11 protein-coding genes are annotated in these 16,136 nt (G+C 56.0%); 1 reads left to right on the top strand and 10 read right to left on the bottom strand.

Annotated elements, in window-relative coordinates; genetic code table 11:
* Positions 1-25: 25 nt before the first annotated feature.
* Positions 26-2,977: an endo-alpha-N-acetylgalactosaminidase family protein gene (locus STSP2_RS06320; RefSeq protein WP_146660913.1), complete on the bottom strand. Its 2,952-nt coding sequence runs from the start codon at positions 2,975-2,977 to the stop codon at positions 26-28.
* Positions 2,978-3,298: 321 nt separating this feature from the next.
* Here STSP2_RS06320 and STSP2_RS06315 point away from each other — a divergent pair, with 321 nt between their 5' ends.
* Entirely contained in the window at positions 3,299-4,153 is an 855-nt protein-coding gene (locus STSP2_RS06315; RefSeq protein ID WP_146660911.1) for an AraC family transcriptional regulator, read from the top strand.
* A gap of 79 nt (positions 4,154-4,232) precedes the next feature.
* On the opposite strand, the gene STSP2_RS06310 is transcribed toward STSP2_RS06315, so the two are convergent.
* The 9 genes from STSP2_RS06310 to mfd form a co-directional block, all read right to left on the bottom strand.
* Complete coding sequence (locus STSP2_RS06310) at positions 4,233-5,039, bottom strand: prepilin-type N-terminal cleavage/methylation domain-containing protein (RefSeq protein ID WP_146664018.1); 807 nt, start codon at positions 5,037-5,039, stop codon at positions 4,233-4,235.
* Between the two features lie 222 nt (positions 5,040-5,261).
* Complete coding sequence (locus tag STSP2_RS06305) at positions 5,262-6,062, bottom strand: type II secretion system protein (protein ID WP_169853033.1); 801 nt, start codon at positions 6,060-6,062, stop codon at positions 5,262-5,264.
* A 381-nt stretch (positions 6,063-6,443) separates the two neighbouring features.
* A complete protein-coding gene (gene mnmG / locus STSP2_RS06300; protein WP_146660909.1) occupies positions 6,444-8,267 on the bottom strand; it encodes a tRNA uridine-5-carboxymethylaminomethyl(34) synthesis enzyme MnmG in 1,824 nt (607 codons plus the stop codon).
* Entirely contained in the window at positions 8,264-8,653 is a 390-nt protein-coding gene (gene acpS / locus STSP2_RS06295) for a holo-ACP synthase (protein WP_146660906.1), read from the bottom strand. Before acpS ends, mnmG begins: the two co-directional genes overlap by 4 nt.
* A 12-nt stretch (positions 8,654-8,665) precedes the next feature.
* Complete coding sequence (locus STSP2_RS06290; protein ID WP_169853032.1) at positions 8,666-9,820, bottom strand: peptidylprolyl isomerase; 1,155 nt, start codon at positions 9,818-9,820, stop codon at positions 8,666-8,668.
* Between the two features lie 29 nt (positions 9,821-9,849).
* Positions 9,850-10,584: an FAD-dependent thymidylate synthase gene (gene thyX, locus STSP2_RS06285; RefSeq protein ID WP_146660902.1), complete on the bottom strand. Its 735-nt coding sequence runs from the start codon at positions 10,582-10,584 to the stop codon at positions 9,850-9,852.
* Between the two features lie 417 nt (positions 10,585-11,001).
* Entirely contained in the window at positions 11,002-11,955 is a 954-nt protein-coding gene (locus tag STSP2_RS06280; RefSeq protein ID WP_205848016.1) for a CPBP family intramembrane glutamic endopeptidase, read from the bottom strand.
* Positions 11,956-12,092: 137 nt separating this feature from the next.
* A complete protein-coding gene (locus STSP2_RS06275) occupies positions 12,093-12,512 on the bottom strand; it encodes a hypothetical protein (RefSeq protein WP_146660899.1) in 420 nt (139 codons plus the stop codon).
* Between the two features lie 211 nt (positions 12,513-12,723).
* Positions 12,724-16,014, bottom strand: coding sequence for a transcription-repair coupling factor (gene mfd, locus STSP2_RS06270; protein WP_146660897.1), 3,291 nt, complete (start codon positions 16,012-16,014; stop codon positions 12,724-12,726).
* Between the last annotated feature and the right edge of the window lie 122 nt (positions 16,015-16,136).

Here is a 16,136-nt window from a genome sequence, read left to right as displayed (position 1 = left end):
ACACTCTCAATTCACTTAGCCGATGCTATTTCACATCGATCGCAAGATCGTCCATAACCATCCTGCCGCCCTTGCGATCGTTCTTTCTGATACCGATATAACAATCGTCATAGTCACCCGTCGTAAACGTAGCGACATATCTGCCGCGACTGCCCTGCAGCTTCTCGTCAACCTTCATCGCATCCTCACCGCCGTCATTGCTTCCCACGACTACACTGTACTGACCGCCATTGTCCTGCAGATACTCAAAGCTCACCGTGTACGTCGTATTGGGCTCAAACCGCAGCAGCCCTTCAGTCGTTCTGTAAACCAGCCCCTGCCGCTCATTGCGAGTCTTCAGCGAGAACTGCCCGTTGATAGTATCATCCGTGTAAGGCTCGTGGGTCTCCGAAAGATGCGTATGCGTATCACTGCGGATCGCGAACACGAACGGCCCCCAGCCCTCATCCGTCCACTCAAAGTCCTGGTAGTACCAGTGGCCGTTATTATCCTTGGCCGGCGCTTCGATAACACGCACATCATCAAACTCAACTACTGCGTCCTCACCGCCTTCACTGGCCGCCATAAACACCGTCGCTTCACTCTGACCCTCAGGCACAGTAAAGAACACCCTGATCCGCTGATAACGCGTCCACGCCTTGTCCGAACAGTACGAATAGTTCGGCACATCCGTCTTGCGGATCGTCTTGCTGATCTCCTCACCGCCGACCTTCACACCGAACGTCGCCTTACGCTCACCAGTGATCTGCGCCCATACCGACGCCGAATACCTCTGGCCGCCTTCCAGCCCCGTCATCTTCTGCGAAACCATAGCATCCGCACCGCCGTTGCCGGCAACATTCAAATGCGTCTGCCCGCGTTCATCATTCTCCATCGTAATATGATCGGTACTGCCAGCCGAACTGCTCTTGCTCCAGTACTCAAATCCATGACTGTTGAACTGAGCATCCTTTACCAACTGCCCCTCACCCCACTTCATATCAGGATAAGGCTTCGGTTCACTCTTATACACAACGTAAGGCGTACCCGCTTCAACATCCAGCGTCACCTTGCCGCCGCTAACATCGACATCACCTACAAACGTCCTGCCCGCATCACTCAACTGATAAAGCTTGACCGACCCGGCACCGCTCCAACTGGCAGGCAGCGTCCACTCAGTCTCACCGCCCGCATCGTTCCAGTGATATATCTTCGTCTCATCATACGGACTCCACGGAATGAAAAGCTGATTCTCGACCATTCGGCGTTTCTTCGCATCGTAAACACCACTCGCCAGCAGCTTGCCGTCCTTATAAAGATTGACCTTGCCGTCCGCCTCTTTCGCAACATGCACGCCGTCAGTAAAATCGACCCTGCCGTCTTCCCACTTCATGATCTCGAAATGCTGCATGTACTTGCTCGGCAGATTATTCGTAAACACGTTATAGATGAACGGATTGATATTATTCTCAGCGTGCCAACCCATAAACCCAAGGTTGTAGCTGCCCCTCAGCAACGGCCCATGCGTCCAAACGTCCTTCTGGTGGTTCTTGATGAACCGAATGACCTTGCTGCTCACGCCCAGCCCCGCATGCTTCTGCGACCTGTGGATCCAGACAGCGTCCCGCTCCATCATACCTTCAAATTCCGTATATGCGTCCCAGCCGTTATCATTCAGCCTGCTCGTCAGCTTCCAACTGTCCCAGCCGACACCAAAATAAACATCCACATAGATCCAGTCCAGGTAAGGCGCGTTCTCCGCCAGCTCATCCAGCCTGTGATACAGCTTGCCGCTCACGATATCATACCGCTTATCCGCATAGATCGACTGATCCAGCCACGCCCAGCCCCTTCTGCCCGTCAGCAGATCGTCACTGTAATACTTCGCCTCCGGATAATACTCCGTGCAGTTTATATGAACGCCAGGCTTGCAGTTCCAGTCGTGCAGCTTCTTCGTCACGAAATTGAAATCGTCCAGCCCGCCTGCCCGCATATTGAAGTTGTTGCCGTAATCCGGATGAGCACTGTCATGCCCCTCCGACTGATAACCCTTGAACTGCACCGTCTGACCCAGCCCATCCGTGTACAGATAAACCATCTTGATATCGTCCAGCACCTTCAAAAACGGATGCTGGGCCAGGCTCGCAAAATTCATCGCGATCTGCGAAACCACGTCCGTCTTGATCTCTTCCGCTCCCTGCGGATTGTACATGATCTTGCGATGCTCTATCGCCGCGTCCTGCCAGCTAACCTCATCGTCGCCGTTCACGTCGTCCGTTATCACGACCTTGCAGTAAGGCTCTTCATAAATCTCCGATTCGATCTCGCGATACGTCCACGCGGGATTACTCACCCCGCACGACTTGTACCCGCCGTTATCCACCGTCTGATAGTACACCCGGCTGCTGTCCATCAGAACATTATTCTCGATCGATGCCGCAAGCTCGTCCGTATTCAAAAGCACATAGGTCCTGCTCACAGGATTAACGTCCGTCGCCGCACTCGCTACCTGCACGAATTCTTCCATACAACCATTGCTCGGCCACACCTTCGCCGCCGTAACCTGCGCACCAGGCTGATCACTCCTTACCGAAAACAGACTGTGATTCGGTATCTCGATGGTCTTCACATAATGCCACCCCCCGTCACGAATGTCCGTGATCCGAAACTCCAGCACATTCTCAGCCACATTCATCACGACATTGAACCGCGTGTTCCTCGCCCGCACAGCGTACTTCGCGCTGTCGTCGCTCCTGGAAAATTCGATCTTCGCAGGCTTCATCGCCTCGCCGTTGATCTTGAACTGCTCCAGCTCGTTCTCCTGACCGTACATCACGGCCCCGCTTTCCTTCCACGTATACTTGACCACCCGCGGAAAAGCCGTATCCACCTCTACCGCCAGAACATCGGACTCGATAGTAGCCGTCTCAGCAGCCCCTGCCGCACCAAGACAGATCATCAACACTAAACTTAAAAACGCGAGTGACTTCCTGCTCATACCGTATCTCCATATAAAAAATCTAATGACAGTAAAACCCTGATCAGCCCGTCGCCAACCTCAAAGATGTGCATTCTCTCCCTAACTTATCATAGCGGCAGAAATCTTAGCACCCGCCAAAACACCCGGATGCATTGACCACCACACAAGCTGAAGCCCGAAAAACCCTGTTTCCGGCCTTTTGACCGGCTGTAAACCATCTATATCATCAAAATGTGATTGACTCACACAACCCGTCCCAAGTATAATAGCGAATCGCAGAGCAAGAATAAAGCCCAAAAATCGGCCGATTAGTGATATTGATGACCATAATGTGACCCCATGAATATCTGGAACGTAAAATTTCAGGTCATACAACCCCTCGCCTCCTTCCCCCGCCCGCTCTGCATCGAAAGAGAGGTACACAGCTCCCCATCCTACTACAACGAGGGCCCCTTCAGACAGGGCGAAAAACACTGCTTCATCAAATACACCCTCTCAGGACGCGGCGAACTCCGCGACAGCTCAGGCACCTACAGCCTCACACCCGGCACCTGCTTCCTCTGCGACGTCCGCGCACCCGAATTCGAATACTACTACCCCGAAAATGCAGCCGAACCCTGGGAATTCTTCTGGATGGGCTTCATAGGCGACACCGCAACAAAAATGGTCCGCGAACTCATCGCCCGCAACGGCAACATATACAACCTACCCCCCGACACCACAATAATCCGGAAACTTCTCAAGTACAAAAACTACAACGGCCTCACCTGCGACCTCACCCCCTTCGACGCCCTAAAACTCGTCACCGAGGTTATCTCCGCCCTCACAGCAAGCTGCTGGTCACAGCACCCCGACGACGCCCGAAGCATACTCGTCCGCAGAACACAGCAGATGATCACCGACAACATCACCGGCCCCGTCCGCATCTCCGAAATTGCACACCAGCTCACCGTCTCCCGCGAACACCTCTCCCGCGTCTTCAAGGAACACATCGGCATGACGCTCCAGGAATACATCCTCCGCCAGAAAATGATCCTCGCCTGCAAACTCCTCCGCGAAACCACCCTCTCCAACAAACAGATCGCCGCCCGACTCGGCTACGACCGCCCAACCCACTTCACCAGAGCATTCAAGTCCCTCCTCCACGTAACCCCCTCACAATTCAAAGAAATGGGCATGACCGCCCTCCTATAAAACCCCCGCGCACAAAAAAGGCCGCCAGTCCCCACCAGCGACCTATGTATACTGTTCAAATCTGTTTTGCTCTCAACTACTAATCTCGATAGATCGGTGTACCATCATGGTCAGGGCCGCGTTTCACATCATGCTTAGGCTTCCAGTTCATGTGCCACTTCAACGACCACATCTCACTCAGATCCACTGCCTCAGCATGACCGTCTGCAAATACCACATTGGTTCTCTTGCCGTGCCGGTTAGAAATATACCTTACCATCGCACCCCCGGCAGTTGTAGCATACCCAGCGTCGGATTCTCCCGTCTCCAAGTCGTAATCCTCGGGAACGTAAGCATCCTCGTACACCCATCCATCACACCACCTGGCATCTGCAAAAATTGGCACATTGGATGCCTGCCGTACAGTGTTTATATGCTTGAAATAGTTTTCAGCAGGCGTATTATAAGGAGGACTGCTGTTCGCTGCCCAATCTGTAAACCAGCCATTGGGGCAATAACTGCCATACTCTTGAATCTCATCGTCATCGTAGTTCCACATCCAGCTCTCAAAAGCGCTTCCAAATTGATAAAGTCCTCTTTCCTCGCCGATATTCTTCTTCGCCATAGGGCAGTAACGTGCCTCATCCACCTCGGCCATATAAACTGTCAGTTTGTCGATCCACAGGCCTTCCACGAAATTAAGCTCGGGCAACCGCCCCCCCTCTTCCTCGGCATACAATTTGCCGGCCAAACCCATGGTTTTCAAATTCGTTCGACAAACAACGCCGCGAGCCTTCTCCTTGACCATCCCCAGCGCCGGCATCATTATCGCCAGCAAAAGAGCAATGATCGCAATAACAACAAGCAGTTCGATCAGCGTAAAACCTCTTACCCGTCGCTTCTCCATTGCACACTCTCCTTGGGACTGGTCCCTCAGCCCTGATCGCGCCCAGCCCCGCTCGTGCGAAAAGGGCAATATCCCCCATTTCTCTTCCACTCAATTAGACTCTTCATCTAAATTTTACCGCCTTAACCGCGACATTTCAACTATTTTCACATGATTGCATAAAAAAAGGCTGCCGACACAAAAGCCGACAGCCTTACAATTCTTTACTTAAGATACAACTATTTATCGTTTGCGATATATCGGAGTACCATCCCAGTTTTCGCCACGTTTCACATCCTGCTTTGCTCGCCAGGTGCGATTCCACTTTAACGTCCACATATCACTAAGCGCAACAGCATCTACGTGGCCATCAACAAAAGCAACACCCGTCTGCTTTCCGTGCCGGTCCATTATGTAGCGGCACATACTACCGCCTGCTGTAGTGGACCTTCCGCCAAGGTCGTAGTCCTCCGGAATATAGTCTGTATCCATCGGCCTTCCGTCAAGCCATTTGGAATCAGCAAACAGAGGCACATTAGAGGCTTGTCTTACATTGCCAAGGTTTTTCCACAACGCGGCTCTCTGCTCGGGGGTAAAACCTTCTACTTGGGCTTCGTTATAATCGTAAAACCACGCGTTGATGCTGTAACTGCCATATTCGGGCTCATTTGTACCCCAGTTCCACATCCAGGCAGTTCGTGCGTCACCGAAATCATACGACTGATCCGCCACATCCTCGGCTCTTTCTTCCTTTACTTTTGTTGAGGCACAGTAGCGTGCTTCATCAACATCTTCCATGTATTCACTAATATCGTTAATCCAAAGCCCGTTGTAGTTATAGGATGGCATCTTGCTGGCATTATCATTTGCATACAACTTTGAGCCCAAAATAATGGACTTCAAATTAGTCCTGCAAACGACGAACTTAGCCTTCTCCTTAACCATCCCCAACGCCGGCATCATGATCGCCAGAAGCAACGCGATGATCGAGATCACTACCAGCAGTTCTATGAGGGTAAACCCCTTCCGCTCTACTTTACGCATTTGACACTCTCCACTCGGGGCTTTCATTACACCCTTTTCAGCATAGCCCCATAATGCCAAAAAGGAAGATTATCGTGCTCTTACGTGATAACATTCACACTTCCTATGGACAATTCTACCTGTTCTTCACAACTTTTTCAAGTCCAAAATCCAATGTCCGTTTCATTTCGTTTTACGCAAAACATTTCTATTTGTTCGCAAAAAGTCGATTTCCGTAACCATACCTACTTATCAACGTCTCGCTTTCGTACTTTGCAACCCGATCCGCAGTACTACAGCCTCAAATGGGCAATTAACCCTACACAGCCAACCTCTCCACTCAAAAAAATCCGCCCTGAAACCGGACGCGAAACAGCGAACATAAAATTTGCTCGCCGCAGCCTAACCAGAACCCCCCAGCCGCCTCTTCAGCTCGATCTGCAGCACAGTTATATCCGCAGGCGTTATCCCCCCTATCCTGCTCGCCTGCCCAAGCGTCGCAGGCCGAAACGCCGCCAGCTTCCCCTTCGCCTCGTTCCGCAGATGCGTCACCCCCGCAAAATCCAGATCCGCCGGCAGCCGCACGTTCTCCAGCTTCCGAAAGCTCTCGATCTGCTTCGCCTGCTTGACCAGATACCCCTCATACTTCGCATCCACAACAGCCGCCGCTACCGTATCCGCCCCCACCCCCATCGCGATCACATCCTCATGCTCACCAAGCTCATCACCCAGACCCGCATCCGCACCCTTCAGCAGATGCCACAGCGCCTTCCCCTCCCGCTTCGTCTTCTTCAGATACTCCCTCAACCTCGCCAGCTCCTCCACCTTCCGCCCATACCGCGCCCACCGCTCGTCACAAACAACTCCCATCTCACGTCCGATCGGCGTCAGCCTCCTGTCTGCATTGTCCGCCCGCAGCGTCAACCGATACTCCGCCCGCGACGTAAACATCCGGTAAGGCTCCGTGATCTCCTTCGTCAACAGATCGTCTATCAGCACCCCGACATACGCCTGATCCCGCCCAAGCACCATCGGCTCCTCACCCCGCACCTTCCGCACCGCGTTCACACCCGCCACAAGCCCCTGCCCCGCTGCCTCCTCATACCCGCTCGTGCCGTTTATCTGCCCCGCAAAGAACAGCCCCTCCACCGCACGCGTCTCCAGGCTCTCCCGCAACTGCCTCGCCGGCGAATAATCATACTCTATCGCATACGCATACGTCGTGATCCTCGCCCGCTCCGTCCCCGGCAGCATCCGCATCATCTCTTCCTGCACATCCTTCGGCACCGACGTACTTATCCCGTTGCAGTAAACCGTCTTCCCCGCCTCGTCCTCGGGCTCCAGAAAAACCTGGTGCCGCTTCTTATCCGCAAACCGCTCGATCTTCGTCTCGATGCTCGGACAATACCTCGGCCCCTCCGACGATATCTGCCCAGTATACATCGGCGCCCGATGCAGATTCGCCCGCAGCAGATCGTGTATCCGCTCATTCGTCCACGTTATCCAGCAAGGCACCTGCTCCCGCTCGATCCCCTCCGTCATGAACGAGAACGGCACGATCTCATCATCCCCCGGCTGCCGCTCGCACTTGTCATAATCTATCGTATCCCCCGCGATCCGCACAGGCGTCCCCGTCTTCAACCGCCCCAGCTCAAATCCCAGCCCCCGCAGACAATCACTCAGCGCATTACTCGCCTTCTCACCGATCCTGCCCCCCGCCCACTGCTCCTCACCCATATGCATCACACCCCGCAGAAACGTCCCCGCCGTGATAACCACCGCATCCGCGTAATATTCCACACCGTCCGCACACCGCACCCCCCGAGTCCAACCATCCTCCACCAGCACCTCATCCACCTCACCCTCGACGATCGTCAACCCCTCCGTCGCCTCGAGCCTCCCCCGCACATAATCCTTATACTTGTCCTTATCCGCCTGCGCCCTCGGACTCCGCACCGCCGGCCCCTTCGACCTGTTCAGCATCCGAAACTGTATCCCCGTCGCGTCTATCGCCTGCCCCATCAGCCCGCCAAGCGCATCCACCTCCCGCGCGATCTGCCCCTTCGCGATCCCACCTATCGCCGGGTTGCAGCTCATCTTCGCGATAGTCTCCCGGCTGTGCGTGATCAAAAGCGTATCCGCCCCCATCCGCCCCGCCGCATGCGCAGCCTCGGCCCCCGCATGACCGCCGCCGACTATAATACACTCGAACCTTCCCCCGCTCATTCAACACCCCGCAGCGCAACCACCGACGCCATCGCCAGCTCCGCCGTATGCGTAATGCTCAGCGTCATCTGCTCCACCCCCATCTCATCCGCGATCCGCTTGACCTCACCGCTCACGTTAACTACCGGCTCACCCATCTCGCCGTTGACCACCTCGATATCCGTCCACGCGATCTTACCCCGCCAGCCGGTCCCGATCAGCTTCAGCACAGCCTCCTTAGCAGCGAACCGCCCCGCCAGCTTTTCGACGCGCCGCTTAACCCCCGCCGCATCTGCCTGCTCGCGCTGCGTAAACACCCTGTCCAGAAACCGCTCTCCGTGCCGTTCCAGCACCTCCGCGATCCTGCCAAGCTCAACCAGATCTATCCCGTGCGCAACTATCTTCATGCCAACCCGCGATCAGCCCCGAACCGCATAACGATTATACGCCTCGACCAGGCAGTACTCCACGAACCGGTCCATGCCCTGCACGTTCGCCTGCTCCATAAGCTCCGCGATTATCTCGTTAAACTGCTCGCGTCTCCGCTGCGTCTTCAACTGATACTCGATCTTGTCCTGCGCTTCCGCAAAGCTCACAACCCCGCCAGCCCGATACTCTTCCAACTGCATCACGAACACGTGCCCGTCCGCAACGATAGGCCCGCTCAGCTCGCCCGCCTCCATATCCTTCGCAGCCTCCTCGATCGCATCATAAGGCGCCGCCAGCGAACCCGGCGTAACCGCGTCCCAGTCACCCCCGCTGATCGCCATGTGCCCGTGCGAATACTCCTCCGCGAGCTCACCAAAATCGTCCCCAGCCTTCGCCCTCGCATACAGGCTGCCCGCCAACTGGATCGCCGCATCCTTCCTGTCCTGCCCCTCCTCGACCTGCTCATCCGCAAGCTTCTCCGGCCGAATATCGATCAGCTTGAAATCCAGCACGCCCTTCTGCTCGAACAGTTCCTGGTTCTCATCATAAAACTTCTTCATCCTCCGCCGCGAAACCACCTCCGTCTCACTCTTGAGCTTCTCACCAAGATACGACTGCGTCAGTAGCATCCGCTTCTGATACTCCCTAAAACTCTTCCAGTCCATCCCCATCTCTTCTATCGCCGCCTGCGCCTTCGCATAATCCCCGCCCCATTCGACGATGAACCTGTCAACCTCACTCTCCACCGCCTGCTCCAGCTTATCCTCCATCTGAGCATTGTCGCCGGCCTTCCGCTGCGCCTGGTTATACAGCAGAATATCCGTCACCTTGTTCATCACCACCCGACTAACCGCCGGCCGAGACTGCTCCACGAACGTCTGAAAATTCGTCCCCGCGATCTTCTCGAACCCGCTCTGTAACGGCTCGATCACCTCGTCTACCGAGATCGCCTCACCCCGCACCGACAGCACCAGCCCGCCCGTTGGCACAGGCAGATTGTCCCGCTGCGCAAGATCGATTTCCTGCATCTCTTCCTCGCTGTACCTGCCGAACCCGCCCTTGGCCTTGAAACACCCAGCCGAAAACAGCAGAACCGCACAAAAACCCGCAATACCGATTATCATCAGACTCTTTCTGACAGACATACATATCTCCATAAAAATTTGACCGCTGATTAGCCGCCGTACTTCTCTTTCATCTCCTGATACTTCCCGCAAGTCATCTTCCCCTCCGGACACCTCCCCATCCGCACACATTTCGGCCCAACCCCCGCGAATATCGACGGACACGCCCCCTTCGCCAGCTCCAGCATCTGCTCAGCCGCCCCGCGTATCTCCCACTGGGCCCGCATGCAAAGCCGCTCCTCGAAAAAGTGAAGCAGCTCCCTCGCGTTCATCGTCACAAATATCTTCGTCTCACATGCATTCGGCAGAACATACCGCGCATCTTGATTACTCTTTTCACTATTGCCCCCCAGCGCCCCCTGCAGCTTCGCATACCGCCCCGCGATCTCGCCCATCGTCTCCTCAAAATACGCGACCGCGTCCACCTGCTCACCATCCACCTCCACCGTCTTGCCCTCCAGCTCAGGCGGCACGATATAATCGAACTCGTTATGAGCCACATACCGCTGACTCCGCTGCGAATAGCTCGCGATCCGATGCCTCACCAACTGATGCGTCAGCGCCCGCGATACCCCCTCCACAAAGAACGTAAACACGGCATGCTCCAAAATACTCACATGCCCCATCTTGATGATCCGCTGGATAAACTCACCAGCCGACCCCTTGTCCTGCTTCAGTATGTCTTCCGTCTCGCTGGCATAACACAACCGACCCGCCGACGCAACAACCCCCTCAGCGTCCTCGGTCATCCGAACCAGCCGAACTCTAGCATGTACCTGTCCCATTTTTCCTCAAACCAAGATAAGATCCATCTTAAAAAGCCCGCGGCAGGACCAAAAAACGCAAAACCAAACGCCAAAGCAGAAAAAACGCGATTTCAGTCCAAAAAGCCTCAGTTGCAGCCGAAAAACCGATAATAAAACACCAGCCGACCGCAAAAACCGCACACACCGCCGAATTATAAGAAAAACCCCCACCAATTGCACGAATTTCCTGAAATTTCCAAATCCCCACCCCAATCTGTCACTGCGAGGAGCCGAAGACAACGCGCCAGTCTCAACCGCACAAAAAAGCTGGCCCTATCCTCAACCGCACCAACCCGACCCCTGTCATCGCGAGGAGCGAAGCGACGTGGCGACCTCAACCGTTCAAAAAAGCTGGCCCTATCCCACCCCACACAAACCCAACCCCTGCAATCCGCCTCAGCCGGACCCAGCATAAATCAGCCGTCGCGAAGCGACTCCATATTCTTTCTCAAATTTCCCCTTCGTGCCCTTCGTCCTTCGTGGTGAACCAAACGCCGACCCAACAACCTCAGTCACAGCCACGCCACGCCTAAACATCGCCTCCCGATTAAGCCAAACGATCACCCCCGCCGCAACAACCAGAATATACGTATCGTAAGGCTCCGCCGCAGGCAAAACCGGATTCATGACCGTAAAATGAAACAACGCCGTAAGCAGAATACTCCCACCCGACGCGTTGAACAACGGCGTAACGATCACGCTCAACGCGATGCACCCCAGAAAGAACGGCGCGAACGCCCACTCACTCTGCTGCGTACCGCTCAGCAAAAACGCCGGCAAGTGCCACACCCCCCATATCATGCCGAGAACAACCCCAGCCCATATCGGCGCAAACTTCCTCTGCAGCAAGGGCAGTGCAACACCCCGCCACCCAAACTCCTCCATGGGCCCTTTGATCACGGCAAGACCCAGCCCCGCAAACATACCCCCCACCGAGTCAAACGCAAACGGATCGGTAAACAAGGTCCCCCGCATTGCAGCCCCGCCAACAAACACCAGCGGAATTCCCACCACCAGAAAAGCATACCACACCCACGAGCACCGCCACAGCAGCACCCGCGACATAAAACCCCGCAGCCCCGCCGGCCCGCTATGCCATAACACGACCACCACCGCCGCGATAGCAGGCGCATACACAGCCAGAAAGAACAGCGGATGCCGCCCGCTCAACTCCCCGAACACCGCACCCATCCACTCAGGCAGAAATATATACAGCGCCAGCACACCCCACGCAATAGCAAAAGCAATCACCAGAAACGGCCAAAACGCCCTAAAAGGCACGCCAGCCCCCGCCCTCTCCCGAACCAACGCAGAAGTCCTAATCCCATCACCCATCATCCAACCTTTCAAAGACCGTTATTCAAGCCAAATTCAACAACCAGGTTTGCAGAAAGAAACTCACAAACAGGATTCACATAAATGATCTAATCCCTCAAACCACCTCCACTGTCAAGCAGAATTTTTTTTGCCCGATGAGAGCACATACCTCAACCACCAGCAGTCGGCCCAACAACCCACGCAGTCACGGACCCAATCACCGCAACAACAAAAATCGCCACCAGAACCCACAGCACCACCAGCAGCGGCACTGAAACCCACCTGGACACCTTCGCATCAGCATCACAAGCTCCGAACGGCAGCATCAGCCAGTCCGCAAGCGTAGCCTTCTTAAGCTTTGAATCATCCCGGTTCTTGCGGTTGAAGTACAGGATTTGGATTGGCACGAGTATAAAATTCATGCCGAAAAGAACCGCCAGAAAGAAAAACATCAAACCTATAAAAACCCTGGCGACAGGGCCCTCAGCTACAAGGTTATGCATGACCCAGCAAAAAAACAAACCACCCACGGCAAAAGTGGACAGCAATGCTATAAAGGTCAGACTAAAACCATTCTTCCAATCAAACATACCATTCCTCTCCGACTTAAATCTTCGCAGCCAACAAAAAACGCGAGCGGCGACTAAGGTTGTCATCCGCCTTTGGCGGCCCCAGCATAAATCAGCATCGCGAAGCGATTCCTCTTTTTCTTTTTATCCCTAAACCTTCTTCGTGTCCTTCGTGCCTTCGTGGTGAACCAAACGCGAGTCCCCACCCAACGCCAGCCGCAACACCACCATCTCACCCCCGCTTCCGCAGCAGTTTCCGCAGCACCGCCATCAGCGTCCTCGGCTCGAAATACCGCTTCTCCAGCCGTACGTTCACCTGCTTCGGATCGATTATCCGCACCTTCCCCGGCGACCTCGCGAACAGATCCCCCGCAACCGCCGGATCGTCAAACATAAACACCAGGTCCTCACCCCGCGCCACCAGGCTCTGCACCCCCCACTGCGATGCCCGAATCCGAATATCCGACATATCCAGCAGCAGCTCCACCTGCCCCGGTACAGGCCCGTAAATATCCGCCAGCTCCTCCCGCAGCCGCTCCACATCCTCGCTCGTCTTCGTCGCCGACAGCCGCCGATACACATCCATCCGCTGCCGATCCGACGGCACATAGCTCTTCGGTATATACGTCGAAAATCCCAGGTCCACCAGCGCACTAGGCCCCTTCTCCACCGGCTCGTCCTTCAGCTTCTTCACCGCATCCCCCAGCATCCTGCAGTACATCTCATAGCCCACCGTATTGATGTGCCCGCTCTGCTCGGGCCCCAGGATATTGCCCGCCCCGCGTATCTCCAGATCCCGCAGCGCGATCCTGAACCCCGCACCCAGCGAACTGTACTCCTCGATCGCCTTGAGCCTCTTCGCCGCAATAGGCGTCACGGGCCGACTCGCCGGCAGCAGCATATACGCATACGCCCGATGCTTGTACCGCCCCACGCGCCCCCGCAACTGATGTAATTGCGCCAGCCCGAACCGGTCCGCATCGTTAATGATCATCGTATTCGCATTCGGAATATCCAGCCCGCTCTCGATGATCGTCGAGCACACCAGTATATCCGTCTTACCGTGCACGAAATTCAGCATCGCCCGCTCCAGCTTGCTCTTCGGCATCTGCCCGTGCGCAACCTCGATCGTGATCCTATCGCTGTTGAGTATCTTCCGCACCTCCTCCGCCACCCGCTTGATCGTCTGCACCCGGTTATGCACAAAGTACACCTGCCCCTCACGGTTGATCTCGTGCATGATCGCCCGCCGTATCGTCTCCCGATCATACCTGCAAACCTTCGTCACCACGCTCCGCCTGTCCAGCGGCGGCGTACTCAGCGAACTGATATCCTTCAGCCCCAGCAGCGACATATGCAGCGTCCGCGGTATCGGCGTCGCCGTCATCGTCAGCACGTCCATATCCACCCGGAACTGCTTGAGCCTCTCCTTGTGCTCCACCCCGAACCGCTGCTCCTCATCCACGATCAGCAGCCCCAGATCCTTAAACCCCACATCCTTGCTCAACAGCCGATGCGTTCCGATCAGCACATCCACCTTCCCCTGCTTGGCCCTGCTCACCACCTCCCGCGCCTGCGCCCCGCTCACGAACCGGTTCAGCACCTCTATCGTCACCGGAAACTCCGCGAACCGCTCCGCAAACGTCTCCCCATGCTGCACACACAGCACCGTCGTCGGCACCAGCACCGCCACCTGCTTGCCCCCCTCGACCGCCTTGAACGCCGCCCGCATCGCAAGCTCGGTCTTGCCGTACCCCACATCCCCGCACAACAGCCGATCCATCGGCCGCGCCTCCTTCATATCCCCCTTGATCTGCTCCACGCTCGTCAACTGATCCGTCGTCTCCTGGTACGGAAACGCCTCCTCAAACTCCTTCTGCCATATCGTATCCGCCCCGAACGAATACCCCTTCGACTCCTCACGTTTCGCCTGCGTCTCCAGCAGCTCCGCCGCCAGCTCCTGCACCCCCTCCGCGACCTTCTTCTTCTGATTCTCCCACTTCTTCGTACCGACCTTGCTCAGCTTAGGCCTTCTCGGCATCGCACCGATATACTTCTGCACCAGCGAGATATTGCTCACCGGCACATTGATGATCATCTCGTCCGCATACTCGAGAACCAGGTACTCCGTCTCGCTGCCCCGCTTCTCGATCGTCTTGATCCCCTTGAACTTCCCGATTCCGTAGTTGATATGCACCACGAAATCGCCCTTGTTCAGATCGATCAGACTCTCCACCGGCGTACTGCTCCGCACCGTCCGCACCCGCCTCCGCACCGCGTACTGCCCGAACAGCTCATGATGCGTCACCACGATCGTATTCAGCGCCGCCAGCACAAACCCCTGTCTCACGAACCCTATCGGAAACTCCATCGACTCGGGCACGTCCCCGCACTTTTCCCCAAGTATCTCCCGCACCCGCTTGACCTCCGCCGTGTTCTCGCAGAACATCAGAACCCGGTTCTCCTCCGCCTCCTTCACCAGCTCATCCAGCACCCCCTCCTTGCCCTTCCATATCTGACCGCCCTTGCTCTCGAAACGCTGCGCACTGCTCACCCCCATGTGCACACACCCCTCACCGCCGCCGAACCGGTTCACCTCGAGCCTCGTAAACCGCCCCATCGCCTCATATATCGCTTCCCACGAATAAAGCCCCTCCGGCCGCTCAACCCGCTCCAGGAACGTCCGCGAAACCTCCGCCACCTCCGCAGGCTCATCCAGGATAATGATCGCGTCTTCAGGCAGCATATTGATAAGATTGTCCGTCTCCTCCAGCCGCTCATGCCCCGTCGGCGCAACGATCTGCACCCCCGCGATACCCTCCGTCGACCGCTGCGTATCCAGATCGATCACACGAATACTCTCGACCTCGTCCCCGAAAAACTCGAACCGTATCGGCTGCCCCTCCCGCAGCTTCGCATCCCCCAGCACACTCGCCGACTCCCCCGTAACCGATGCGAACACATCCACGATACCGCCCCGCTGAGCGAACTGCCCCGGCATATCCACAGCGTCCACCCGCTCAAATCCGTTATCCGCCAGCCACCCGACCACCAACTCAGGCTCGATCGTCTGCCCCGTCTCCAGCCGCAGACTGTCCTGCTCTAGAAACTCAGGCTTCGGCACAGGCTGATTCAGCGCCTGCGCACACGTACTTATGATAAGATCGTTTACATGCCCCTCACCCCGCTTGGCCTTGCTCAGCCCCAGCACCATCTTCAAACGATGCGACGCCACCTCATCCGTAGCGTCCGCCAGGTCGCTCGCCCCCTCCCACACGGGAAACACCTCTACCCCCTTGCCCTGCGGCGCAAATACCGCGAGATCATCACCCACATTATCCGCGTCGTCTAGGTGCGCACTCACATAAACCACGCACTGCCCGAGCTGCCCCGAAATATGCGCCGCCAGCATGGGCGCAAAGGAACCCCACGTCCCGTCGGCCCGGACCACCCCTCCTTTGCCCGCACTGCCGAGCCGGGACACAACCTCACGAACCGATTTGTCTTTCGTCAGATTAAGCAATTCTCAATCAATACTACACAACAACCCTCTTCTGTTCAACTATATACTTCTATTGCGATTTTTTTCACAAAAAAATTTAGACACCCCTTGACTCGCCCCTCCCGTTCTGATATATTCACCGT

The organism is Anaerohalosphaera lusitana (assembly GCF_002007645.1).
Lineage (GTDB): Bacteria > Planctomycetota > Phycisphaerae > Sedimentisphaerales > Anaerohalosphaeraceae > Anaerohalosphaera > Anaerohalosphaera lusitana.
The sequence above is the reverse complement of the archived record's forward strand: the minus strand, read 5'-3'. Positions and strand labels throughout refer to the sequence as shown.

Bases quoted from the DNA above. Each gene is read 5' to 3' on its own strand.
- STSP2_RS06310 (WP_146664018.1), bottom strand. From the start codon at position 5,039: ATGGAGAAGCGACGGGTAAGAGGTTTTACGCTGATCGAACTGCTTGTT.
- mnmG (WP_146660909.1), bottom strand. From the start codon at position 8,267: ATGAGCGGGGGAAGGTTCGAGTGTATTATAGTCGGCGGCGGTCATGCG.
- STSP2_RS06320 (WP_146660913.1), bottom strand. From the start codon at position 2,977: ATGAGCAGGAAGTCACTCGCGTTTTTAAGTTTAGTGTTGATGATCTGT.
- acpS (WP_146660906.1), bottom strand. From the start codon at position 8,653: ATGAAGATAGTTGCGCACGGGATAGATCTGGTTGAGCTTGGCAGGATC.
- STSP2_RS06290 (WP_169853032.1), bottom strand. From the start codon at position 9,820: ATGTCTGTCAGAAAGAGTCTGATGATAATCGGTATTGCGGGTTTTTGT.
- STSP2_RS06275 (WP_146660899.1), bottom strand. From the start codon at position 12,512: ATGTTTGATTGGAAGAATGGTTTTAGTCTGACCTTTATAGCATTGCTG.
- thyX (WP_146660902.1), bottom strand. From the start codon at position 10,584: ATGGGACAGGTACATGCTAGAGTTCGGCTGGTTCGGATGACCGAGGAC.
- STSP2_RS06315 (WP_146660911.1), top strand. From the start codon at position 3,299: ATGAATATCTGGAACGTAAAATTTCAGGTCATACAACCCCTCGCCTCC.
- STSP2_RS06305 (WP_169853033.1), bottom strand. From the start codon at position 6,062: ATGCGTAAAGTAGAGCGGAAGGGGTTTACCCTCATAGAACTGCTGGTA.